The following is a 24029-nucleotide window of genomic DNA, read 5'->3' on the forward strand; positions in this document are numbered from 1 at the left end:
CGTATTTGTTTCATCGTCAGGGAACCCGGATGCTCACGCGCAAACAGCAGGAACTGCTTCTTTTCATTCACGAGAGGATGAAGGAGTCGGGCGTGCCTCCGTCCTTCGACGAAATGAAGGATGCGCTCGACCTGGCGTCGAAGTCGGGCATTCACCGGCTGATCACTGCGCTCGAGGAGCGCGGCTTCATCCGCCGGCTGCCCAATCGGGCGCGGGCACTTGAGGTCATAAAGCTGCCGGAAGCCTACAGCACCAGCCTGCAGCCGCGCCGCGGCTTCTCGCCGAGCGTCATCGAGGGCAGCCTCGGCAAGCAGAAGCCCGCGCCGGCCCCCTCGCCGATCGCCGCAAGCAACGAGAACGCAAGCACGAGCGTGCCGGTCATGGGACGTATCGCGGCGGGCGTGCCGATCTCGGCGATCCAGAACAATACGCACGACATTGCGGTTCCTGTCGAAATGCTTGGCGCCGGCGAGCACTATGCACTGGAGGTCAAGGGCGACTCGATGATCGAGGCGGGGATCCTGGATGGGGATACGGTCATCATCCGCAACGGCCAGACGGCCAGCCCCGGAGACATTGTCGTGGCTCTCGTCGATGACGAGGAGGCAACGCTGAAGCGGTTCCGCCGCCGCGGTGCCTCGATCGCGCTGGAGGCTGCCAACCCGGCCTATGAGACTCGCATCCTTCCCGCCGATCGGGTGAAGGTTCAGGGAAAGCTCGTCGGCCTCATCCGCCGCTACCACTGATCATTCGCAGCAGCGCTAAGGGAAGCGTTTCATCGAAGCTGTCATTTCGCCAGTCATAGAGACGGTGGCTGGTCCATGGACGGCGGGTTCCGGCACTTGCCGCGTTGACCCGCCACAGGGACGGGTGGGGACTGCCGTTCAGATAGATTTCGATCGCGCCAGTCTTTCTCAGGCTTGCGGCGTTCAGCAGCACGGCACCCGAGCGACATTCGTCGAACCGCGCGCGAGGAGCAACAACCAGTGCCGCCAGATCGCAGGCGCTTCCTGCTAGTCGCGGATCCTCGACCACGACAATACTGACTCCGCCCTCATGGGCTACCGCCACGCACCAGAGCTTGGGCAGGCAATGGAACCGGCCCGCATCAGCTGCGGCGAGAGCGAGCATTGACGACATCTCCGACCGGACACGGTCACGCTGCTCGTCCGTTAGCGCGGCTTTCACAGAAGGATCGCCTGCCGCCGCAATGCCAATGTCACTTGCCGGAGACATGACCGGAGCGACGGGCTCGGGAAGCAGCAGGGCGCGCTGCCACTGGTCGAAGATGAAGGCTGGCGGGCGCGTGCGGTTGGTGGCAACACCAGCGCTCACCAGGGCTACCAGCGCCCCGTCGTCGGAGACCAGGACATCGGATGGGGGCAGTCGGTTCGCCTGCCAACTCAGCGCGAAGGCGAGCGCCATGATCGGTACGCCGACCAGCCGAAGCCGAGTACGCAACAGGGCGAGGATCAGGAAGCCGATGGAGGCGATCGACAGGAACCAGGGGTGCTGCCGGCCGGTGCCGACGTCTCCACCCCAGGCAGCCACGTGTTTCGCGACAGCGATGACCGCCTCCAGCCCCAGACCCATCAGTTTCAGGAGGGGCGCATCGAGCCCGAGCGGCATCAGCAACATACCGAGCAGGCCAGCTGGCATGACCACGAAGGAGATGATCGGCATCACGGCGAGGTTGGCCGCCAGGCCATAGCCGGCAAGCCGGTGAAAGTGCTCCATCGAGTAGATCGCCGTCGACAGGCCGCCGATCAGCGAGGTCGCGAAAATCCCCGCCATCCAGTGCCAGCCGGTCAGCATCGGCGCGAGCCTGCCGCGGGCGAAGATCGAGGGTTCCGAATCCTCCCCTGCGCCGCGCCGGCTCCAATAGGCATAACCCGCGACCAGCGCGGCCGTCGCCGCGAATGACATCTGGAAGCTCGGCCCCATGATCTCGGAAGGGGCCATCGCCAGCATGATGAGCGCCGCCAGCGCGATATTGCGAAGGCTGATTGCCGCGCGATCGAACCACACAGCGATGAGCATCACCGCCATCATCAGGTAGGCTCGCTCTGCAGAGACCGCGAAGCCGGAGACGAGATAGTAGGCAGTGGCCATGAGCAGCGCCCCGGTGGCGGCGATCTTCTTCACCGGCCACGCCTGGGCGAAGCCGGTGAACAGGCAGAGGCAACTGCGCAGTCCGACGAAGAAGATACCGGCGGCGAGCGCCATGTTGAGCCCGGAGATCGCCACGATATGGGCAAGGCCGGAGATGCGCAGGGCCTCCGTCGTTTCTCGGGAGATCGCACGTCTCTCATCGGTGACAATGGCTGCTGCGAACGCACCCGCGTCCCCTGGTACTACGCTGCGGATCCGGTCGGCGATCATGCTGCGTAGGGAGAAGATCCATCTCTCGAGGGCCCGACCCCAGTCCAGCGCTGCGTCCTGCGAAGGGACTGCCGCCTGTGGCGCACCGTAGAAGAAGCCAATCGCCCCGATGCCATCATGAAAGGAGCGGAAGGCAAAATCATTCAGGCCGGGGAGCGCAGGCCCGGAAGGCGGAGACAGACGGGCGCGCCCCCGGATAGCCGCGCCTGCCTCGAATGGCCGGTGCTTGCCGCGGGCGAGAAGAACCACGTCGCGCGGCGGTCGCCTGAGGGTCGGCTGCTCCGTCTGCTGAACACGAATGAAGTAGCGCCACCGGCCTTCACCCGCCGGCTCGCGTCGATGCACCTCGCCTGCAATGGTCGTAGTGACGGGGGAGTCGAGGATAACGGTGGCATGCCGCCACGTCTCGAACTGCGCAAGGGCCATTCCTGCCAGAACAAGCGCCGGCGCAAAGAGAAGCAGCGGGAGCCTTCCGGAACGTTGTTGGACGACGATCGTCGCGATTGCAAACGCGACGAAGAGCACCAGCGGGATTTGCGCCGGCGGATCGCGGGGAAGCGTGAACCAAAAGACCGCACCGGCCCCGACAAGCACGGGCACGAACAGGAAGGCGTGGCCATGGGCGACTTCCTCCTCCAGCAGCCTGCGCACCTGCGCCGGAAGGCGTTCCATCAACCGCGCGACGTCGCCCAGGCTCAACGACGCCGGTCTTCGAATCCGGCTATCGGCAAGGACCGGCGCCGGCCTCTCGCCAGTATCACGGACGCTGCCTGCCGCTGCGGGAGCGGAAACCACACCCGGCCCGGACTGCTCCCGAAGTAGGCCCTGTTGCGGCATCCGCGTCCACCCGCCCCACCGGAGGAAGAATGCAACCAGGGCAGGCGAAATGCAATCCATAACTGCAAGCCGGTTGCAGCAACCTCCAGGTCATGCTCCGTTCCGTTGGCGTCTCGTTAACCGCATCCAAGGCTCGACAGCAGAAGCGATTTCGGCACCGCACAATTAGACCTCCGCAGTGCTTGGCAGCGGCGACCGGATCATATAGCAACACACTACGCTTAATTCTTGTGGCGTTTTGAGACGCCCCGCCGCCAACAGTTTGGAGGATCAGCATGACGGATAAGAGCGCAAATCTGGTACTGGGTAACAAGAACGTCGAGTTGGGCGTGAAATCCGGAACGATCGGTCCGGACGTTATCGACATCGGTGCCCTCTACAAGGAAACCGGGGCCTTCACCTACGACCCCGGATTTACCTCTACCGCTTCGTGCGAATCGAAGATCACCTACATCGACGGGGACGAAGGCGTCCTGCTGCATCGCGGCTATCCGATCGAGCAGCTGGCCGAGCACGGCGACTTCCTCGAAACCTGCTATCTGCTTCTCTACGGCGAACTGCCGACCGCTGCGCAGAAGAAGGACTTCGACTACCGCGTCACGCATCACACGATGGTGCACGAGCAGATGACGCGCTTCTTCACCGGTTTCCGCCGCGACGCCCATCCGATGGCCGTCATGTGCGGCTGTGTCGGCGCATTATCGGCCTTCTATCACGACTCCACCGACATCACCGATCCGCACCAGCGGATGGTGGCTTCGCTGCGCATGATCGCAAAGATGCCGACGATCGCCGCGATGGCCTACAAGTACCATGTCGGCCAGCCGTTCGTTTACCCGCAGAACGATCTCGACTACGCATCGAACTTCCTGCGCATGTGCTTCGCCGTCCCGTGCGAGGAATACAAGGTGAACCCGGTTCTGGCCCGTGCCATGGACCGCATCTTCATCCTGCACGCCGACCATGAGCAGAATGCTTCCACGTCGACGGTCCGCCTCGCCGGTTCGTCGGGCGCCAATCCGTTCGCCTGCATTGCAGCCGGCATTGCCTGCCTCTGGGGCCCTGCGCATGGCGGCGCCAACGAAGCGGCGCTCAACATGCTGACAGAGATCGGCAGCGTCGATCGCATCCCGGAATTCATCGCCCGGGCGAAGGACAAGAACGACCCGTTCCGCCTGATGGGCTTCGGGCATCGCGTCTACAAGAACTACGACCCGCGCGCCAAGATCATGCAGAAGACCACGCACGAGGTCCTGGCCGAACTCGGTCACAAGGACGATCCGCTGCTGCAGGTCGCCATGGAGCTGGAGCGCATCGCCCTGACGGACGAGTACTTCGTCGAGAAGAAGCTCTACCCCAACATCGACTTCTATTCGGGCATCACTCTGAAGGCGATGGGCTTCCCGACGACCATGTTCACCGTGCTGTTCGCTCTTGCCCGTACCGTCGGCTGGATCGCTCAGTGGGCGGAAATGGTCGAGGATCCGCAGCAGCGCATCGGTCGCCCGCGGCAGCTCTATACCGGGGCACCGAAGCGGGACTATGTTCCCGTCTCCAAGCGCTGATCTGCAACCTATCGAAATGAAAAAAGCCCGGTCATCGACCGGGCTTTTTTCTTTCCATCACCTCAAGGACTACGCCCGCCGCCGCCTCTCCAGGCGGCACCTGTGTCTGCAGGCGCTGCCAGGTGAGGTCGAAACCTTCGAGCATCGCGCGCCGCTGCAGGGTGTCGCCAGCCAGTCGCTCCAGCCAGCGGGACAGGCTGCCGGGGCGCACCACCTCGTTCAGATACTCCGGAATAACCGGGTAGTCGGCAATCAGGTTGGGAAGTGCGGCGGACCAGATTTTGATGCGCTTCGACATCAACGTGATCAGCCAATCAGCCTTGTAGGCGGAAACGGCAGGCACACCGGACAGGGCCAGTTCCAGAAGCACCGTGCCGGAGGCAGCCAGCGCGGCATCCGCCTCGGCGAATGCCTTCCACTTCTCCTCTGGCGAAACGGTAATCTCCACGCTGACAGGCAAGGTCGCAGCGATCTCGCCGACCAGCGCCTCCTGCCGCGGCACAGTCGGCAGGAGAGTTCGTACCGGCCCCACCCGCCCGGCTAGCTCCGCCACCGCCTGGCCGAAAATCGGAAGCAGCTGGCGGATCTCGGCGGCGCGTGAACCGGGGAGCAGCAACAGCGTATGCGTGTCGTCCGGCTGCTTCTGTGCCCGGGCGCGGCGGACATCGCGAACCTTGAGAAGGGCGGGGTCGCTCGTCAATCGGTGGCCAATGAAGGTTGTCGGAGGACCACCAAGGCGCTGCATGGCGGCCGGCTCGAACGGCAGTACCGCCAGCACATGGTCGACATAGGGCACCATGGCTTTGGCGCGGTACTCCTTCCACGCCCAGACGCTGGGGCAGACATAGTCGATGATCGGCAGGTCCGGCAGCGCCGCCCTCACTCGTCGTGCGACCCGATGCGTGAAATCCGGACTGTCCACGATGACGAGGACATCTGGGTTTGCGGCGATCACGGCGTCCGCCGTCTGGCGGATGCGGCGGAGAAGTTGCGGCAGACGCTTCAAGACCTGGGTCAGGCCCATGATCGACAACTCGGAGAAGTCGAACAGCGACTGAAGGCCCTCAGCCTGAAGAGCCTCTCCACCCACGCCAGCAAGCTCTACCAGGCCTGGATGGGCTTTCCTCAACGCGGCGACGAGGTCGGCGCCCAGCAGATCGCCGGAGACCTCACCAGCGATGACAGCAACTTTCAATGCGCCCACCATCAAAGCCCTCCCTTCGGAAGCCCGGTGTCGATCCCGCAGACGAATATTCCGGCGTGATCGGCCGCCGCAACCAGCGCCTGCTCCTCCAGTATGAGCGACCGACCAGCCTCGACCGCAATGCCGGCAAGGCCGGCGCGGGCTGCATTTTCCACCGTCGAGAGCCCGATTGCCGGTAGATCGGCCCGGACATCCTGCTGTGGCTTGCACAGCTTGACGAGAACGCCTCTCCGGCGCTGGGAGATCCGCCCTTCCCGGCGAAGCTCCACAACGCGCTCGAGCATTTGATCGGTCCCCTCGGCACCTTCCAGCGCGACGACGCGCCCGCCGACGCTGACAGCGCCTTGCCCGACATCCAGCCGCCCCAGAGCCAGGGCCGCCTCGACCGCCTGCTCAATGTCGCGCAGATCATCTGCCGCTGGCCGGGCGGTCGTCAGTGGGCCGGTGCGCGCTAACAGTCCAGGAGCTATCTCGTGCGCGCCAAGCACCCGGCATCCCATGCCCTCGAACAGCTTGATGACCATCTGGAGGACAGCGTCGTCGCCGCCGGAGACGAGTGTGCGGATAACTGCCGGCACCTGCAGCAACGTCCGGAAGGTCGGGCGGATATCGCGCAGCTCGGGACGCCGCCTGACCGCTCCCGACATCACCACCCGATCGACCCCCTTTTCGCGGATGAATCGTTCGATTCCGGCAAGATCGCCAACGCCTGCGCTCAGCGTCTCGAAGGCTTCGAAACTCCGGTCGGCTTCGTCTGTTAGTGCGACGATGACCGGATCTTCACCCGCCTCGCGGGCGGCTTCCGCAAGATAGAGAGGCAACTGCCCCCAGCCTGCGACGACGGCAAGCCGCCCCTTGCCGATGGGGGCCGGGCGGACCATCATGGTTCAGGCTTTGCCGCGGAACGGAGAGGAAATCGCCCGATCGCTGTCGGCCGCGATGAAGTCGAGGATCTCCACGACTTCGCGACAATCGGCATATTCATCCCGGATCGCCGCAGCATTGGTGCGGATATTTCCTTCGCCCTCGAAGATCTGCTTGAAGGCCTTGCGAACACGATGGATGGTCGCGCGGTCGATGCCAGCACGCGTCATGCCGACGATATTCAAGCCCGCCAGGATGCCGGGATTGCCGTTCAGCATACCGTAAGGGATGACGTCGTAGTTCACGGCAGTCAGGCCGCCGATGAAGGCGTTGCGCCCAATGCGGTTGAACTGGTGAACGGCGGAGCCTCCGCCGAGAATTGCGCGGTCATCGACCTTCACGTGCCCCGCCAGCATGACGTTGTTCGACATGACGATGCCGTTGCCGAGGATGCAGTCATGGGCGACGTGAGAATTAGCGAGGAAGAGGCAGTCGTTGCCGATCACCGTCCTGCCGCCACCGCCGACCGTGCCCATGTTGATGGTCACCCCTTCACGCATCGTGCAGTTGTCGCCAATAGTCAGGGTCGATTCTTCGCCGGCTTCGTGAAGGCTCTGCGAAAGCCCCCCGATGACTGCCATGGGGAAGATGCGACAGCCCTTGCCGATCTCGGTCTTGCCCGTCACGACCGCGTTGGAGACAACCTCGACATCGTCCTTGAGCACGACGTCCTTGCCGATCGTGCAGAAGGGACCGATGGTGACGTTCTCACCGATCGTGGCACCGTCCTCGACGATCGCCATCGGGTGGATGCGGGCGGTAGACGCGATCCGGCTCATTGGTCACCCTTTGGGCGGATCATGGCACCGATATCAGCTTCCGCGACCAGCGCGTCATCCACATAGGCGTCGCAGTGGAACTTCCAGATATTGCCGCGCTGCTTCTGCTTCTTCACACGGAATTCGACCCGATCGCCGGGCACGACTGGCTTGCGGAAACGGGCATTGTCGATGGTCATGAAATAAACGAGGTCGCCGCCCTGCCCTTGCTTGCGGGCGCAGATGGCGCCCGCCGTCTGAGCCATGCCCTCGACCAGTAGGACGCCCGGCATGATAGGCTGCTCAGGAAAGTGGCCGGTGAAATGCGGCTCGTTGGCGGTGACGTTCTTGATGCCTATCGCGGAATCGTCGCCATCGATCTCGATGATCCGGTCCACAAGCAGGAATGGATACCGGTGCGGCAAGAGCTTCATGATCTCGAGAATATCCGCCGACCCGAGCGTCGTGGCCGCCTGTTCACTCATTCCTGTCTCCTCTTCGCTTCGCACGCTCGTCGGACCGCGCCATTGCTGCGGCGACGTCACGGAAGAAATCCTTGAGCGGCCGGGCAGGCACGCCACCTACTCGGGCGCCGGGCGGGAGATCCGACATGACACCGCTCATCGCCGCAATCTGGGCACCGTCCCCCACGGTTATATGGCCATTGACGCCGCTGGCGCCGCCAATCATCACGCCGTTGCCGATGGTGGTAGACCCGGCAATGCCGACGCCGCTGACGATGCCGCAATGCCGCCCGATGCGGACATTGTGGGCGATCTGCACCTGGTTATCGATCTTCGTGCCCTCGCCGATGACCGTATCATCCATCGTGCCGCGATCGATCGTGGTATTCGCGCCGATCTCGACATTGTCCTGGATGATGACCCGGCCGATCTGCACGATCTTCAGCATACCTGCAGGACCCGGCGCATAGCCGAAGCCGTCCTGTCCGATCCGGGCGCCGTTGTGGATGATGACGCCATTGCCGATCAGCGACGCAACGACCGAAGCGCCGCCTGCAATCGTGCAATCGCGGCCGATCTTCACGCCAGATCCGACGAGCGCTCCCGCCCCGATGCGGGTTCCCGTGCCGATCTCCGCCCGGGCGCCGATCACTGCCATGGGCTCCACCTCGACCCCGGGCTCCAACTTTGCAGTAGGATCCACGAAGGCCGAGGGATGGATGCCACCCGCCTGCGACGTGAACGGCGAGGGCCGCATGGCAATCGGATGAAGCAACGCGCCCGCCTGGGCAAAGGCGGTATGGGGAGTGGCTATGCGAAGGACAGCTATATGGTCAGGTATCAGCGACTGCAGGGACGCGTCGCAAAGGATCGCAGAGGCCCTGCAGCTTGCGAGTTCCTCGCGGTCCTTGCGGGAGCGCAGGTAGCACAGTTGCCCCTCGCCAGCACGTGACAGCGGGGCGACGGAACAGATGATCCGGTCTCCGGCGGAAGAATCAAGCAGTTCGGCCCCAAGATGGACAGCCAGCTCGCGCAGGCTGACCCCCTCGTGGGGCGGAAAGAACTCATTTGAATCCATCAGGCCATTTAACTCCAGGTCAGATCTGGCCGCAGTCCTGACAGCCGTGGTCAGAACTGGTTTGCCATGCTGAACCGGAATTCCTGAGTCTCGTCGAAGTCTTCCTTGACGATCGGAAACGCATAGTCGAAGCGAATAGAGCCGAAGGGCGATGCCCACTGGATACCTGCACCGACCGAGGCGCGCCACGCCATGTCGGTTCCCTGCACGGCCTCGCCACGGAGGTCAACATCATTGCCATAGAGCGTTCCGGCATCCGCGAACAAGGCGCCGCGGAGACCGAAGTCCTCCGGGAAGGCCGGCATCGGGAAGGTGACTTCGGCCGAAGCGGTGAAGTAGGTGGTGCCGCCGATCGCGTCGCCATTGGTCATGCGCGGACCGATGCCGTTGTTCTCGAAACCACGAACGAGGCGACCGCCCAACTGGAACTGGTCGAAGACGTTCAGGTTGTCTCCCGTGCCGACGACATGGCCACCACCGACTGCGACCGAACCGATGATGTCGGCTTCCTCGGATAGGAGGTGGAAGTAGCGGCCGCGGCCATAGACCTTGTAGTATTCGGAATCGCCGCCAAGCCCAGCATACTCATGGGTGATCGAGGCGTAGATACCTTCGCGGGCAAGCGTGTTGTTGTCCAGCGTGTTGTAGGTGAGGGTCTGGGATACGGAGGACTGAACAAAGTCACCCTCCTCGACCAGCGCCTCATAGGGTGCCGAAAGACCACTTCTCCAGTCGCCTTCGCCGTCGTACTGGATTTCCTTGTACGTGTAACGGAACGTGGTCGCCAGATCTTCGGTGATCGGGGCGGTGACACGCAGCGTCACGCCCTGCTCCTGATAGTCGTAGTAGCTTTCCGAAGACGTCTGACTACGGAAGATGTCAAAGCCCGCTGCGAGACGATAGCCGAGGAAGTAAGGCTCGGTGAACGAAAGATTGTAGCTGCGGGCGTCATCGAGACCGCCACCGACGGCAATACGGATGAACTGTCCGCGACCAAGGAAGTTCTTCTCCTCGATGGAGGCTTCGAGGATCAGGCCGTCGCCGCCGGCGGAGTAGCCGGCACCGATACCGAACGAGCCGGTCGGCTGGTCTTCGACATCGACAATCACCACGACGCGATCGGGAGCGGAGCCCTGCGAGGTCGAGATGTTGACGGTGGTGAAGTAGCCAAGGGCCTCGAGCCGTCGCTTGGCGCGCGAGACCATCTGCTGATTGAACGCGTCGCCTTCACTGAAGTCGAATTCACGGCGAATGACATAGTCGCGCGTGCGGGTGTTGCCGCGCACTTCGATCCGCTCGACATAGGCACGCTCGCCTTGATCGACGAGATAGGACACGCCGACGGTCTGGTTGGCGAAGTTACGGTCGCCACGGGGCGTCACGCGGGCGAACGGATAACCAGCAGATGCGACACGCTGCGAGATGGCTTCCATTGACTTCTGAACGTCGCCGGCATCGTAGGTGTCGCCGGTCCGGGTCCGGACCAGACCCTGCAGGTCTTCCGAATTCACCCCTTCGACGGTCGATTCGACAACGACATCACCAAAGCGGTAACGCGGACCCTCTTCGACGGTGAAGGTGATGTTGTACTGGTTGGTAGCCTCATCCAGCACCGCCTCGGAGGAGATGATGCGGAAATCCGGATAGCCGTGATTGTAGTAGAACTGGCGCAGCGCATCTTCGTCGGCGCGCAGCTTGTCGGCGTTGTAGACGTCCTTGCGGGTCAGGAACGAAAGCGGACCCGATTCCTTCGTCAGGATCACCGACTGGAGCCGGCCGTCACCATAGGCCTGGTTGCCGACGAAGTTGATGTTGGCGATCTTGGTCCGGTCACCCTCGTTGATGACGAAGGCAAGGTTGACTCGACCCTGACCGACGGAAGCCGTCTGCGTCGTGACCTCGATGTCACTGCGGCCGATCGCCGAATAGGCCTCGCGGATGCGCTCGATGTCGGCGTTGATCAGTTCCTGGTTGTACGGGCCGAGCGGCTGCGTGCGCACGACGGCGGCCAGCTTGTCGTCCTTGATCTTGCGGTTGCCGTTGAACACAACCTGGTTGATCAGCTGATTCTCGCTGACGCTCACAACCAGAGTGCTGCCGGAAACGCTGATCCGGACGTCGGAGAAATATCCGGTGGAATAGAGCCGCTTTACGGATTCGTCGATGTCCGCGTTGGTGAAGCTCACGCCTGGCCGAATGGTAAGATTGGCACGCACGGCGTCTTCGCCGGCGCGCTCGGTGCCCCTGACCTGGACGTTGCGAATGACTGCCGCTTCCGCGACCGATGCAGAGGCAAGTACCGATACGCCCGCGCCCGACCCAACAATGCTAGCAGACAGCGCAAACGCCGATACGGCGTTCAAAAACCTTGAACTGGCCTTCATTTCAAATCTTACCTTTTTCCGTTGTCCCTCGGCGGGTGGAGCCCGACTCCGGCCACACGTGTGTCGTTTTACCTGCTTTTACCCTACAAGCAAGGCATCACGTTAATTTCTATTTACTTCCTTGCAAGGCGTGGCCGAGCGGACACGCGCAGTTCAAAATACGGTAAACAAACAGTTTTCTTAAAATTCAACCGATCCAGCGACCGAACGTGTCGTTCCAGGTCGCGAAAACCATAAGCGTCAGGATCATGGCAAGCCCGAAGCGGAAAACCACATCCTGCACGCGGGGGCTCAAAGGCTTGCCGCGCACCGCCTCCAAGGCGTACATCACAAGGTGTCCGCCATCAAGAACGGGAATCGGGAACAGGTTCATCAGACCAAGCGATACCGAGATGACGGCAGCGAAATTGAGGACTGCGGCGAATCCCAGCGTGGCCATCTGGCCCGTCGTCTCGGCAATCCGGATCGGTCCGCCGATCTGGTCGGCGCTCATGCGGCCGGAGAAGATGTTGCCGAGATAGCTGAAGGTGCCGCTGATGATGTGGCCGGTCTCCCGCACCCCTTCGGCCACGGCTCCCATCGGTGAATACGTCTCGAGACGGAAGTTGCCGCGTTCGGCGTTGGTGACAATGCCGATCTGGCCGAGTTCGACCTTGTTGCCGAACTGGTCGGTTATCTCCGTGCGCTGAGGTGTCACCGGCACGTCGATCTCGCGGCCGTCGCGCTCCACGGTGATAACGATCTGCGTCTGCGGACGGACCGCCACGTAACGGCGCACATCATCGAAGGTGCGGATCTTGTCCCCATCGAGGGCCACCAGGAGATCGCCCGGCTCTATGCCGGCAGATGCCGCTGCGCTTTCCGGACGGACCTCGGCCACGACAGGGTCGGATACCATCTTGCCATAGACAGAGAAGAGCGCGGCAAAGATGACGATCGCAAGGACGAAATTGGCGATCGGGCCGGCGGCGACAGTGGCGGCACGCTTCCACAGCCGGGCGCCTGCAAGGGTCTGTGCGCGTTCCTCCGGCGTGAATCTCTCCAGATTGGCAGTGTCCGGGACGCTTGCCGCGTCCTCATCGCCAAAGAACTTGACGTAGCCGCCCAGTGGTACGGCCGAGAGCTTCCATCGGGTTCCGTGACTGTCGGTATAGCCGAACAGCTCTGGGCCGAAGCCTACCGAGAAGGCGGTGACCCGGATACCGCACCAACGCCCGACGAGATAGTGGCCCATCTCGTGCACGAAGACGAGCACGGAAAGGACGATGATGAAGGGGATGATATAGCCCGTGAGCAGCCCGATGATCGCCATGAAAATCAACCCGTCCTTCCATACGCCGGTGCCGCCGGCTGACGCTCAAAGACCAAAAAGGAACTCACCAACGCTCAGTCCAAGGTGGCCACTTGAGGCATCATATGCAAGCGCCAGAAGAAAGATCGCAAAACAGGCGAAAACGAGACCATCCACCCGGTCCATCACTCCGCCATGACCCGGGATGAGGTGACTGGAATCCTTCACAGCGAAGCGACGCTTGATGAAGGATTCGAAAAGATCCCCGATCTGGCTGGCCACGGAGAGCAGGAGCGCGATCACGGCAAGCCAGGGAGACACGACGCCAATAACGGCAAGACCGACCAGTGAGCCGGCGATGACCGCCGAGACTGTCCCGCCGATCGCGCCGGACCATGTCTTGCCGGGAGAGATCCTCGGCGCGAGCTTCGGTCCTTTCAGGGCTCTTCCGACGAAGTATGCCAGGATGTCGGTCGCCCAGACCACGGCAAAGACGAAGAGGATTGCCGCAAGCCCCGGGCAGCCCCCTTCCCTGATTGCGGCAAGCGAAATGCCACTCAATCCCGCATAGATGACTCCACCCGGCAGCCACCAGGTGCCTCCACCAATGGCGACGATCAGCAGCATGGTGATTGCCAGACCGCCCAGGAAGGGCATGTTCATATCGGTGTCACCAAAGGCGATGTTCGCCGACAGCAGGATGATCCCGACCCAGCCGACGAGGTTGCCCGTGAAGTTGCGCTCGGTCAGGCGAGTGATCGTCGACCACTCGAAGTAGATCAGCAGCGCGATGGCCGCAGCAAGGCCCCGGAACGCCAGGCCACCGACCCATGTCGCCGCAAGAACGACCGCAGCCATGACTACGCCCGAGATCACCCGACGCTTGAGCTCTGTCGCCATCAGACAACCACCGCCGTTGTTGCATCCGAAAGTCCGCCGAACCGGCGGTCCCGGGCGGCGAAGATGCGCAACGCCTCCACGAAATGCTGCCGGTCGAAATCCGGCCAGTAGCACGGCAGGAAGACGAACTCGGAATAGGCTGCCTGCCACAGGAGGAAGTTCGAAAGGCGCTCCTCGCCGCTGGTGCGGATGATCAGATCGGGATCGGGAATGCCGGCCGTGTCGAGGCGGCTCCCGAGTGCATCCGGGGTGATATCCTGCGGGTCGACAAGTCCTGCCTGTACATCCTTCACAAGCCGGATTGCCGCGCGGGTGATTTCGTCGCGCGCGCCGTAGTTGAACGCAATGATCAGCGTCATCGCGGTGTTGTTGCGCGTGGTTTCCTCCGCCTCGAGAAGAAGCGGGAGGATGTCGCTGCGCAGCTTCTGGCGCTCGCCGATGATGCGGATGCGAATGTTCTCTCGATGCAGATCGGCGAGATCCCGGCGGATGAACCGACGCAGCAACCCGAGCAGGTCCTCGATTTCGGCCTCTGGCCGTGACCAGTTCTCGGAGGAGAAGGCAAACAGCGTGAGACATTTCACGCCGCATTCACCGGCCGCCCTCACCGCCTGACGGACTGCCTCCACCCCCTTGTTGTGGCCGATCGTGCGCGGCAGGCCACGCTGTTTGGCCCACCGTCCGTTGCCGTCCATGATGATGGCAACATGCTGTGGAATGATCGGGAGATCGAGTTTGGCCATGGAAGTTCCGATTGTCGGATGCCGGGATTGCGATGCAGGTCTGTCTAGACCTGCATGATTTCCTTTTCCTTCTCGCCGAGCAAGCGGTCGACTTCCGAAATCATATCATCTGTCATCTTCTGGACCCTGTCGGAAAGCGATCGGCTCTCGTCTTGACCGATGTCGCCGTCCTTCTCGGCCTTTTTCAGGCCGTCCATGCCGTCGCGGCGCACATGGCGGATCGCGACCTTGGCCTTCTCGGCGTAGTCATGGGCAACCTTGACGAGCGACTTGCGGCGCTCCTCGTTGAGCTCGGGGAGCGGGATGCGCAGGTTCTGACCGTCAACGATCGGGTTCAGCCCCAGGTGCGATTCGCGGATGGCGCGATCCACCGCGCCGACCATGGACTTGTCCCAGATGGAGACGCCCAGCATACGAGGCTCGGGAACGGTGATGTTGGCGACCTGGTTGAGCGGTACGCGCGACCCGTAAGCCTCGACCGTCACCGGATCGAGAATGTTGGCCGACGCACGTCCCGTGCGCAGCGATGCGATGTCGCTCTTGAAGGCGTTGATCGCACCATCCATCCGGCGCTTGATGTCGTTGAGGTCGATGGCTCCAGTCATCCGTCTACTCCCTGTCTTGTTCTTGGCTGTCGGGCCCGGCTGTTCAGTGGTCTGCAACGATGGTCTTGCGACCACCGCCGGTCAATATCTGGGCAAAACCGCCCTTCTCATGAATGGAGAACACGATGATCGGGATCGAGTTCTCGCGAGCGAGCGCCACGGCCGCAACGTCCATGACGGCGAGCCCCTTCTCGAGGACCTCGCCATGGGTCAGCGTCTCGAAGCGCGTTGCGGTCGGCTCCTTCTTGGGGTCGGCCGAATAGATGCCGTCGACCTGGGTGCCCTTGAAGATCGCTTCGGCGCCGATTTCGGCAGCACGCAACGCTGCAGCCGAATCGGTCGTGAAGAACGGGTTTCCGGTGCCGCCCGCAAAGATCACCACCCTGCCCTGCTCCAGGTGATGCAGCGTTCGCAACTGGGTGAAGCTCTCGCAGATCTCCGGCATGGCGATTGCCGACAGGACAACCGTCTCGATGTCAAGCTTCCGAAGCGAGGTGGCGAGCGCAAGTGCATTGATGACAGTCGCCAGCATGCCCATGTGATCGCCGGTGACGCGATCGCCACCTTTCGAGGCCACAGCCACGCCGCGGAAGATGTTGCCGCCACCAACGACGACACCGACCTCTACACCCATGGCGCGTGCCTCGGCGATGTCGGACGCGATCCGATCAGCGACCGTGACATCGATGCCAAATCCCTGGCTGCCCATCAGGGCTTCGCCGGAGGCCTTGAGGAGAACGCGCTTGTAGATGGGCTTCGGGGACATGGACACTCCTGACGATCAAACGGCTTGCGGATACACGAAGGGCACCGCGTTGTCACGCGATGCCCCGATGCTTTCACAATCAAGATGAAGCGATATCAGCCCTTGGCGGCTGCAGCCACTTCGGCTGCGAAGTCGGACTCCTCCTTCTCGACGCCTTCGCCGAGCAGGAGGCGGACCATGCCGGTGACTTCGATCGGAGCCCCGACTTCCTTCTCGGCTTCCTTGACAGCAGCGCCGACGGTGAGGTCAGGATTGATGACAAAGGCCTGCGAGAGAAGGGCCACTTCCTCGAAGAACTTGCGCATGCGACCTTCAACCATCTTCTCGATGATGGCGTCCGGCTTGCCGGATTCACGAGCCTGCTCGATGAAGACGTTCTTTTCACGCTCGGCTACGGCCGCATCGACTTCCTCGGCACGAATGGCGAGCGGAGCAGTCGCCGCGATGTGCATTGCAATCTGGCGGCCAATGGCGTTCAGGGCGTCCTTGTTGCCGGTCGACTTGAGCGCGACGAGAACGCCAAGCTTACCGAGGTTGTCGGCAGCCGCATTGTGGATGTAGGTGGCGACAACGCCGTCCTCGACCGACAGGAGGGCCGAGCGGCGCAGGCTCATGTTCTCGCCGATGGTGGCGATGGCGTCCTTGATGGTGTCCCTGACCGACTTGCCGGAGGCCGGGTAGGTGGCGGCGCCGACGGCCTCGACCGAACCGTCAGTCGAGAGTGCAACCTGCGCAACGCCGCGGACGAGGTCCTGGAAGGCATCGTTGCGGGCAACGAAGTCGGTCTCGGAGTTGACCTCGACGACGACAGCCTTGGTGCCTGCGGTGGAAATGCCGATCAAGCCTTCTGCAGCGGTACGGCCCGACTTCTTGTCGGCCTTGGCGATGCCCTTGGCGCGCAGCCAGTCGATCGCAGCTTCCATGTCACCATTGTTTTCAGCAAGAGCCTTCTTGCAGTCCATCATCCCTGCGCCGGACTTCTCGCGCAGTTCCTTCACCATTGCGGCTGTGATTTCGGTCATTGTGTGCCTCTTGTTTGCAAGGTTGCCTCAGCCGGAAAAACGTCGGCCAGGGCAGCGTTGGGGACGAATGTACCCGTAAGTATGACAGGGTCATGAAGACCATCTTCGGGGAGATACGCCTCGACCCGAAGCTAGGAGGCGGCAATGACGCCGCCTCCCGCTTGATCAGGCCTGAGCCTCGGCTTCGGCTTCGCCTTCCAGCGCAGGCTCGACCGGAGCTTCGGCGGAGGCGCCGAGATCACGGCCGGAAGCGCCCTGCTGACGTGCGATGCCGTCGATGGCGGCGCGTGCGATCAGGTCGCAGTAGAGAGCGATGGCGCGCGAAGCGTCGTCGTTGCCCGGGATCGGGTAGTCGATCAGGTCGGGATCGCAGTTGGAGTCGATGATGGCGACGACCGGGATACCCAGGCGCTTCGCTTCGTCGATGGCGATCTTTTCCTTGTTCGTGTCGATGATGAACATCAGGTCCGGCGTGCCGCCCATGTCGCGGATACCGCCAAGAGCCTTGTCAAGCTTCTCGCGCTCACGCTCCAGGTTCAGGCGCTCCTTCTTCGTGAAGCCCGAGGCTTCCGAAGCGAGGATCTCGTCGAGCTTGCGCAGGCGAGCGATCGAGTTCGAGATCGTCTTCCAGTTCGTCATCATGCCGCCGAGCCAGCGGGAGTTGACGTAGTACTGGGCCGAACGCTTGGCGCTGTCGGCGATCAGTTCAGACGCCTGGCGCTTGGTGCCGACGAAGAGAACGCGGCCGCCACGGGCAACGGTGTCCGAAATGACCTGCAGGGCGCGCGAGAGCATCGGCACGGTCTGTGCGAGGTCGATGATGTGGATGTTCGAACGATCGCCGAAGATGTACGGCTTCATCTTCGGGTTCCAGCGGTGGGTCTGGTGGCCGAAGTGAACACCAGCTTCCAGAAGCTGGCGCATGCTGAAATCAGGCAATGCCATGCCTTTTTCTCCTTTTCCGGTTGAACCTCCGCAAGGCGAACAGCACCCTCTTCGAAGGTGCCACCGGCGGAACGGCCCGGATTTCTCCCGGACAATCCCATGCCTTACGTGTGGAATGGAGGTGCGCATACAGCCGATCCCGCGAAAACGCAAGGGTCCGACCGGAAATTCACGGGGAGCGGTTTCGGCTCAATAGGTTTCGGTGACGTGCTGCTTCATTTCGGCGAGCACAGAATCCTCGTCTTCGGGCCCGATGCGATGGATGTCGTGGATAACGAACCTGCCGTCCTCGTCCAACACTTCGAAATGAACCTCGTTGACGCTTTCGCGCAGTTCCGGCTGATCCAGGCATCGCCACAGCTTGAAGGTCACCTTCACCCGGGTGATCCCCTGCTGCTGTGAACCGGTGGTAACGACGACATCCTCCAGCGGGCAGCCGTCCTGCGAGGCGGTGACCACGTCATAGCCGAACGGATCGCCGGGGCTGCCGTCATCCGTCTCATATGCCGGCCGCTTCGATGCTTCGCCATAGGCCGCCTGGAAGGGCCGGCTGAACAGCCGGCCGAGTGGTTCCGGATCAAAGAGGTAGACCCATTCGCCGTCCGTATTCGACCAGTTCCGCTCCGTAATGGCCATGACCTCGCGGACGGGATCGGTTGCATCCGCGGCGAACGCCGTCCAAGCAATCGAGATACAGGCTGAAGCCAGGAGGATTTTGCGCATGAGGTCCGTCCGGTGATTCCCGGTTGCAATCATCCGTCATCGTCGCGGTTCATTGCAACGGCTTCCGCGACCAAAGTAGACGCCGCAGGATGACGAAAAGGACATCTCGCGACCGCCTATGGCTTTGCGTTCTGGACCTTGGATGCTATAGCGCAGCCCACATTCTTGTCCAAAACTGCGGGGAATTGCTCCCTGCCAGCATTCGAAGAGGAATCCATGCAAAAGATCAAGGTAGCCAATCCGGTCGTCGATCTCGACGGCGACGAGATGACCCGCATCATCTGGCAGTTCATCAAGGACAAGCTGATCCTGCCCTACCTCGATCTTGATATCGAGTACTACGACCTCTCGGTCCAGAACCGCGATGCCACCGACGACCAGGTGACGGTCGATGCCGCTCACGCGATCAAGAAGCATGGCGTCGGCATCAAGTGCGCGACGATCACCCCGGACGAAGGCCGTGTCGAGGAGTTCGGCCTGAAGAAGATGTGGAAGAGCCCGAACGGCACGATCCGCAACATCCTCGGCGGCGTCATCTTCCGCGAGCCGATCATCATGAAGAACGTGCCGCGTCTGGTTCCCGGCTGGACGCAGCCGATCATCGTCGGCCGCCACGCCTTTGGCGACCAGTACCGCGCCACAGACTTCAAGTTCCCCGGCAAGGGCAAGCTGACGATCAAGTTCGTCGGCGAGGACGGCCAGACGATCGAGCATGACGTCTTCGATGCCCCGTCTTCCGGCGTCGCCATGGCGATGTACAACCTCGACGATTCGATCCGCGACTTCGCCCGCGCTTCGCTGAACTACGCCCTGATGCGCGGCGTCCCCTGCTACCTGTCGACGAAGAACACCATCCTCAAGGCCTATGACGGCCGCTTCAAGGACATCTTCCAGGAGATCTACGACGCCGAGTTCAAGGCGCAGTACGAAGCCAAGAAGATCTGGTACGAGCACCGCCTGATCGACGACATGGTCGCGGCCGCCCTGAAATGGTCCGGCGGCTATGTCTGGGCCTGCAAGAACTACGACGGCGACGTCCAGTCCGATATCGTAGCGCAGGGCTTCGGGTCGCTCGGCCTCATGACCTCCGTCCTGATGACCCCGGATGGCCAGACGGTCGAGGCGGAAGCCGCGCACGGCACCGTCACCCGTCACTACCGCCAGCACCAGAAGGGCCAGGAGACCTCGACCAACTCGATCGCCTCGATCTTCGCATGGACCCGGGGCCTCGCCCACCGCGCCAAGCTGGACGACAATGCCGAACTCGCACGCTTCGCCGCGACGCTCGAGCGCGTCTGCATCGAGACGGTCGAATCCGGCTTCATGACCAAGGACCTGGCACTGCTCATCGGCCCGGATCAGCCGTGGCTCTCGACGACGGCTTTCCTCGACAAGATCGACGACAACCTCAAGAAGGCCATGGCCGCCTGATCGATCCTTCGAAATTTAGAAGCTTTGACGGCGGGACCAGTTCCCGCCGTCGTCTTTTTTGCCTGGAGCGGATTGATCTCTGCAAATCCCGCGACTAGAACATACGGTGAACGGAGGAAGTGGTAATGTCAGATGAACTCATTCTCTATACCAATCCCATGTCACGCGGCCGGATTGCCCGGTGGATGCTGGAAGAGGTCGGCGTTCCCTACCGCCGGGAGGTGCTGACCTTCGGCGGCACGATGAAGGGAGCGGACTATCTGCGGCTCAATCCGATGGGAAAGGTCCCAACCCTGGTTCATGGTGACAGCATCGTGACGGAATGCCCGGCCATATGCGCATATCTGGCGGATGCCTTCCCGCAAGCAGGGCTAGCGCCGCCGCAAAGGGAGCGGGCCGACTATTATCGCTGGCTCTTCTTCGCGGCCGGCCCGCTGGAGGCAGCTGTCAGCAATCGCGCCCTCGGTTTCCAGGTCCCTGAGGATCGTCGTGTAATGATCGGGTACGGGAGCTATGCCGAGGTAGTCGAGACGCTCGAAAATGCGCTCACCGACCGCAGCTACATCGCCGGCAGCAGCTTCACGGCAGCCGACGTCTATGTCGGCTCGCACCTGATGTGGGGCATGCAGTTCGGCTCGATCGACAAGAGGCCGGCATTCGAGGCCTATGTCCGCCACCTACACGATCGGCCGGCGCATCTGCGGGCGACCGAATTGGACGATGCCGACATGAAGGAACTGCAGGCGGGCTAACGCCGCGCCCGGGCGCCGACGGCTTGCGGAGGTGTCAGGCCGCCAGGCCCGGCGCCTCGTAGCCGGTCCGCTCGACATATTCCCGGTAGCCGCCGTCATATCGGTGAACACCGTCGGCCGAGATCTCCAGCACCCGGTTGGAGAGCTCCGACAGGAAGTGCCGGTCATGGCTGACGAAGAGCATGGTGCCCTCATACTCGGAGAGCGCCCTGATCAGCATTTCCTTGGTGTCGAGGTCGAGGTGGTTGGTCGGTTCGTCGAGAACGAGGAAGTTCGGCGGATCGAACAGCATGGCCGCCATGACTAGCCGTGCCTTCTCACCTCCCGAAAGCACCCGGCATTTCTTCTCCACATCGTCGCCTGAGAAGCCGAAGCAGCCGGCGAGCGTGCGCAGCGTGCCCTGCCCGGCCCTCGGAAACTCCGATTCGAGCCATTCAAAGACCGTCTGCTCGCCATCCAGCAGGTCCATGGCGTGCTGCGCGAAATAGCCCAGCTTCACGCTGGCGCCGACCGTGACCGAACCCTGATCTGGCTCGGTCGAGCCGGCGATCAGCTTCAGCAGCGTCGACTTCCCCGCACCGTTGACGCCCATAATGCACCAGCGCTCCTTGCGGCGGATCATGAAGTCCAGGCCCTCATAGATCGTCCGGCTTCCATAGGCCTTGTGCACGCCCTTGAGGCTTGCAACATCCTCTCCGGAACGTGGCGCCGGCTGAAACTCGAACGCAACCGACTGACGCCGGCGCGGCGGCTCCACCCGTTCGATCTTGTCCAGCTTCTTGACCCGGCTCTGCACCTGCGCGGCGTGGCTTGCGCGCGCTTTGAAGCGCTCGATGAACTTGATCTCCTTGGCGAGCATGGCCTGCTGGCGCTCGAACTGCGCCTGCTGCTGCTTCTCGTTCTGTGCCCGCTGCTGCTCGTAGAAGCCATAGTCGCCAGCATAGGTATTCAGCGACCCGGCATCGATCTCGATGATCTTGTTGACGATGCGGTTCATGAACTCGCGGTCGTGCGAAGTCATCAGCAGCGCCCCCTCGTAGGCCTTGAGGAACTGCTCCAGCCAGATCAGGCTTTCCAGATCGAGGTGGTTGGAGGGCTCGTCGAGCAGCATGACGTCCGGGCGCATCAGAAGGATGCGGGCGAGCGCGACACGCATTTTCCAGCCGCCGGAGAGCTTGCCCACGTCGCCTTCCATCATCTCCTGGCTAAAGGACAGACCGCCGAGGACCTCCCGGGCACGGCTTTCCAGCCCATAACCGTCGAGTTCCTCGTACCGCGCCTGCACCTCGCCGTAGCGTTCGATGATGGCGTCCATCTCGTCAATACGATCCGGATCGACCATCGCGGCTTCGAGTTCCCGCAGCTCCGCGGCAACCGTGCTGACCGGACCGGCGCCGTTCATCACCTCGGTCACGGCGCTGACGCCGGACATTTCGCCGACGTCCTGGTTGAAATAGCCGATGGTGACATTCTTCTCGACGGTGACCTGCCCCTCGTCCGGGCTCTCCTGGCCGGTGATCATGCGAAACAGCGTCGTCTTGCCAGCGCCGTTCGGGCCGACCAGGCCGATCTTCTCGCCGCGGTTAAGGGCCGCCGACGCCTCGATGTAGAGGATGCGGTGGCTGTTCGACTTGCTGATGTTCTCGATGCGGATCATGGCGGCACAACTTCGGGAGGGACAATAAAAAAGCCGGATCGTTGCCGACCCGGCTTCTGCATCCATGCAAAATGAAGATTATTCGGCGCTGTCGTCAGCAGCCTTCTTCTTCGGAGCTGCCTTCTTCTTCGGAGCTGCAGCTTCCTCGGAAGCGGCCTCAGCAGCCTCATCCTTGGCAGCGGCCTTCTTCTTCGGCGCAGCCTTCTTCTTGGCAGGCTTCTCAGCGGCTTCGGAGCCTTCCTCGTCGTCCGCCAGCAGCTCTTCCTTGGAAACCTTCTTGTCGGTCACGTCGACTTCCGCGAGCAGCTTGTCGACGACCTTCTCTTCGAAGATCGGTGCGCGCAGCGAGGCAGAGGCGCCCGGCGTGTTGCGGAAGTAGTCCAGGATTTCCTTCTGCTGGCCCGGGAACTGCTGCAGCTGGGCGAAGAGCGCACGCTGCATTTCTTCCTCGGTCACCTCGACGCCACCCTTTTCGCCGATCTCGGAGAGAACGAGGCCAAGGCGGACACGGCGTTCGGCGAGCTTGCGATATTCTTCGCGTGCTTCTTCCTCGGTGGTGTCCTCGTCTTCGAAGGTCTTGCCGGACTGGGCGAGATCGGTGTTGATCTGGCGCCAGATGTTCTCGAACTCGGCGTCGACGAGGCCCTGCGGCGTGTCGAACTTGTACATCTCGTCCAGCTGGTCGAGGATCTGGCGCTTCACCTTCTGACGGGTGACATTGCCGTACTGACCTTCGATCTGGCCGCGGACAATTTCCTTGAGCTTGTCGAGCGACTCAATCCCGAGCTTGGAGGCGAGTTCGTCGTTCAGCTCCAGATCGGCCGGGGCAGCCACTTCCTTGACGGTAACGTCGAAGGTCGCTTCCTTGCCAGCGAGATTCGCAGCCGGATAGTCGGCCGGGAACGTCACGGTGATGGTCTTCTCGTCGCCGGCCTTTACGCCAACCAGCTGGTCTTCGAAGCCCGGGATGAAGCGGCCGGAACCGAGCACCAGTTCGGCATCCTCTGCAGCGCCGCCATCGAAGGCTTCGCCGTCGACCTTGCCGAGGTAGTTCATCGTGACGCGGTCGCCATTAGCGGCCTTGCCCTTCTTGGCTTCGTAGGTGCGGGCGCTTTCGGCGATCTTGAGGATCTGCTCGTTGACCTCGTCGTCGGACACGTCAACGACCTCACGCACGACCTTGATGCCGTCCGTCGGCTTCAGTTCGATCGGCGGGATGACTTCATAGGACAGAGTGAATTCGAAATCGGCCTGGGCGCTGAGGATCTTCTCGGCTTCGGCCTCGTCTTCCGTCATGGTGATCGACGGCTGGGTAGCGGACTTCTCGCCACGCTCGGACAGGATCTTGGTCGGGCGCTCGCGAACGATCTCGTTGACGAGTTCCGCCATGATCGACTTGCCATACATCTTCTTCAGATGGGCGACCGGCACCTTGCCCGGACGGAAGCCATTGATGCGGACCTTGTCCTTGGCTTCGGCGAGGCGCACGTTCATCTGTGCCTCCATGTCCTTGGCCGGAATGACAACCTTGATTTCGCGCTTCAGCCCTTCAGCGAGCGTTTCGGTAACCTGCATTTTAAAACCTTCATATCGTGGCG

At 62.3% G+C, this 24029-nt stretch carries 21 protein-coding genes; 4 read left to right on the forward strand and 17 right to left on the reverse strand.

Features of this window, described 5'->3' with window-relative positions; translation table 11 throughout:
- The first annotated feature begins 29 nt into the window (after nt 1–29).
- Nucleotides 30–746, forward strand: coding sequence for a transcriptional repressor LexA (gene lexA, locus ACEPP2_RS15890; protein ID WP_077547328.1), 717 nt, complete (start codon nt 30–32; stop codon nt 744–746).
- Here the strand turns inward: lexA and ACEPP2_RS15895 are convergent.
- Nucleotides 727–3219, reverse strand: coding sequence for a ComEC/Rec2 family competence protein (locus ACEPP2_RS15895; protein WP_395517149.1), 2493 nt, complete (start codon nt 3217–3219; stop codon nt 727–729). The genes lexA and ACEPP2_RS15895 overlap by 20 nt on opposite strands.
- Nucleotides 3220–3494: 275 nt before the next feature.
- Between ACEPP2_RS15895 and gltA the strand changes: the two genes are divergently transcribed.
- Complete coding sequence (gene gltA, locus ACEPP2_RS15900) at nt 3495–4784, forward strand: citrate synthase (protein WP_077547327.1); 1290 nt, start codon at nt 3495–3497, stop codon at nt 4782–4784.
- 31 nt (nt 4785–4815) lie between these two features.
- On the opposite strand, the gene lpxB is transcribed toward gltA, so the two are convergent.
- The 14 genes from lpxB to ACEPP2_RS15970 form a co-directional block, all read right to left on the reverse strand.
- Nucleotides 4816–5991, reverse strand: a complete 1176-nt coding sequence (gene lpxB / locus ACEPP2_RS15905; protein WP_395517150.1) for a lipid-A-disaccharide synthase — start codon at nt 5989–5991, stop codon at nt 4816–4818.
- The gene (locus ACEPP2_RS15910; protein WP_395517201.1) at nt 5991–6869 is read right to left on the reverse strand and encodes an LpxI family protein; all 879 of its coding nucleotides are present in this window, start codon (nt 6867–6869) and stop codon (nt 5991–5993) included. The genes lpxB and ACEPP2_RS15910 overlap by 1 nt, the downstream gene beginning before the upstream one ends.
- A 6-nt stretch (nt 6870–6875) precedes the next feature.
- A complete protein-coding gene (gene lpxA, locus ACEPP2_RS15915) occupies nt 6876–7691 on the reverse strand; it encodes an acyl-ACP--UDP-N-acetylglucosamine O-acyltransferase (protein ID WP_281977320.1) in 816 nt (271 codons plus the stop codon).
- The gene (gene fabZ / locus ACEPP2_RS15920) at nt 7688–8155 is read right to left on the reverse strand and encodes a 3-hydroxyacyl-ACP dehydratase FabZ (RefSeq protein WP_052638227.1); all 468 of its coding nucleotides are present in this window, start codon (nt 8153–8155) and stop codon (nt 7688–7690) included. The genes lpxA and fabZ overlap by 4 nt, the downstream gene beginning before the upstream one ends.
- The gene (gene lpxD, locus ACEPP2_RS15925) at nt 8148–9212 is read right to left on the reverse strand and encodes a UDP-3-O-(3-hydroxymyristoyl)glucosamine N-acyltransferase (protein ID WP_395517151.1); all 1065 of its coding nucleotides are present in this window, start codon (nt 9210–9212) and stop codon (nt 8148–8150) included. Before lpxD ends, fabZ begins: the two co-directional genes overlap by 8 nt.
- Nucleotides 9213–9262: 50 nt before the next feature.
- Nucleotides 9263–11596 (reverse strand): outer membrane protein assembly factor BamA, encoded by a 2334-nt coding sequence (gene bamA, locus ACEPP2_RS15930; RefSeq protein WP_395517152.1) that lies wholly within the window; start codon nt 11594–11596, stop codon nt 9263–9265.
- 187 nt (nt 11597–11783) lie between these two features.
- On the reverse strand, nt 11784–12908 hold the full coding sequence (gene rseP / locus ACEPP2_RS15935) for an RIP metalloprotease RseP (RefSeq protein WP_281977317.1): 1125 nt from the start codon (nt 12906–12908) through the stop codon (nt 11784–11786).
- Between the two features lie 45 nt (nt 12909–12953).
- Nucleotides 12954–13787 (reverse strand): phosphatidate cytidylyltransferase, encoded by an 834-nt coding sequence (locus ACEPP2_RS15940; RefSeq protein ID WP_395517153.1) that lies wholly within the window; start codon nt 13785–13787, stop codon nt 12954–12956.
- The gene (locus ACEPP2_RS15945; protein WP_395517154.1) at nt 13787–14530 is read right to left on the reverse strand and encodes an isoprenyl transferase; all 744 of its coding nucleotides are present in this window, start codon (nt 14528–14530) and stop codon (nt 13787–13789) included. The genes ACEPP2_RS15940 and ACEPP2_RS15945 overlap by 1 nt, the downstream gene beginning before the upstream one ends.
- Before the next feature lie 44 nt (nt 14531–14574).
- Nucleotides 14575–15135 carry a ribosome recycling factor gene (frr, locus tag ACEPP2_RS15950; RefSeq protein ID WP_281977314.1) on the reverse strand — a complete coding sequence of 187 codons (561 nt, stop codon included), beginning with the start codon at nt 15133–15135 and terminating at the stop codon, nt 14575–14577.
- 43 nt (nt 15136–15178) lie between these two features.
- Nucleotides 15179–15901, reverse strand: a complete 723-nt coding sequence (pyrH, locus tag ACEPP2_RS15955) for a UMP kinase (protein ID WP_395517155.1) — start codon at nt 15899–15901, stop codon at nt 15179–15181.
- Nucleotides 15902–15996: 95 nt separating this feature from the next.
- Complete coding sequence (gene tsf / locus ACEPP2_RS15960) at nt 15997–16923, reverse strand: translation elongation factor Ts (protein ID WP_395517156.1); 927 nt, start codon at nt 16921–16923, stop codon at nt 15997–15999.
- Nucleotides 16924–17088: 165 nt separating this feature from the next.
- Entirely contained in the window at nt 17089–17868 is a 780-nt protein-coding gene (gene rpsB / locus ACEPP2_RS15965) for a 30S ribosomal protein S2 (RefSeq protein WP_052638219.1), read from the reverse strand.
- A 189-nt stretch (nt 17869–18057) separates the two neighbouring features.
- Nucleotides 18058–18591, reverse strand: coding sequence for a hypothetical protein (locus tag ACEPP2_RS15970; RefSeq protein WP_281977312.1), 534 nt, complete (start codon nt 18589–18591; stop codon nt 18058–18060).
- A gap of 216 nt (nt 18592–18807) precedes the next feature.
- Between ACEPP2_RS15970 and ACEPP2_RS15975 the strand changes: the two genes are divergently transcribed.
- Both ACEPP2_RS15975 and ACEPP2_RS15980 read left to right on the forward strand, forming a co-directional pair.
- A complete protein-coding gene (locus ACEPP2_RS15975; RefSeq protein WP_077547317.1) occupies nt 18808–20022 on the forward strand; it encodes an NADP-dependent isocitrate dehydrogenase in 1215 nt (404 codons plus the stop codon).
- Between the two features lie 125 nt (nt 20023–20147).
- Nucleotides 20148–20774, forward strand: coding sequence for a glutathione S-transferase family protein (locus ACEPP2_RS15980; RefSeq protein WP_077547316.1), 627 nt, complete (start codon nt 20148–20150; stop codon nt 20772–20774).
- 34 nt (nt 20775–20808) lie between these two features.
- On the opposite strand, the gene ACEPP2_RS15985 is transcribed toward ACEPP2_RS15980, so the two are convergent.
- Nucleotides 20809–22431 carry an ABC-F family ATP-binding cassette domain-containing protein gene (locus ACEPP2_RS15985; RefSeq protein ID WP_395517157.1) on the reverse strand — a complete coding sequence of 541 codons (1623 nt, stop codon included), beginning with the start codon at nt 22429–22431 and terminating at the stop codon, nt 20809–20811.
- Between the two features lie 78 nt (nt 22432–22509).
- Nucleotides 22510–24006: a trigger factor gene (gene tig, locus ACEPP2_RS15990; protein ID WP_152340292.1), complete on the reverse strand. Its 1497-nt coding sequence runs from the start codon at nt 24004–24006 to the stop codon at nt 22510–22512.
- Between the last annotated feature and the right edge of the window lie 23 nt (nt 24007–24029).

This window comes from Pseudorhizobium flavum (genome assembly GCF_044142885.1).
Classification (GTDB): Bacteria; Pseudomonadota; Alphaproteobacteria; order Rhizobiales; family Rhizobiaceae; genus Neorhizobium; species Neorhizobium flavum.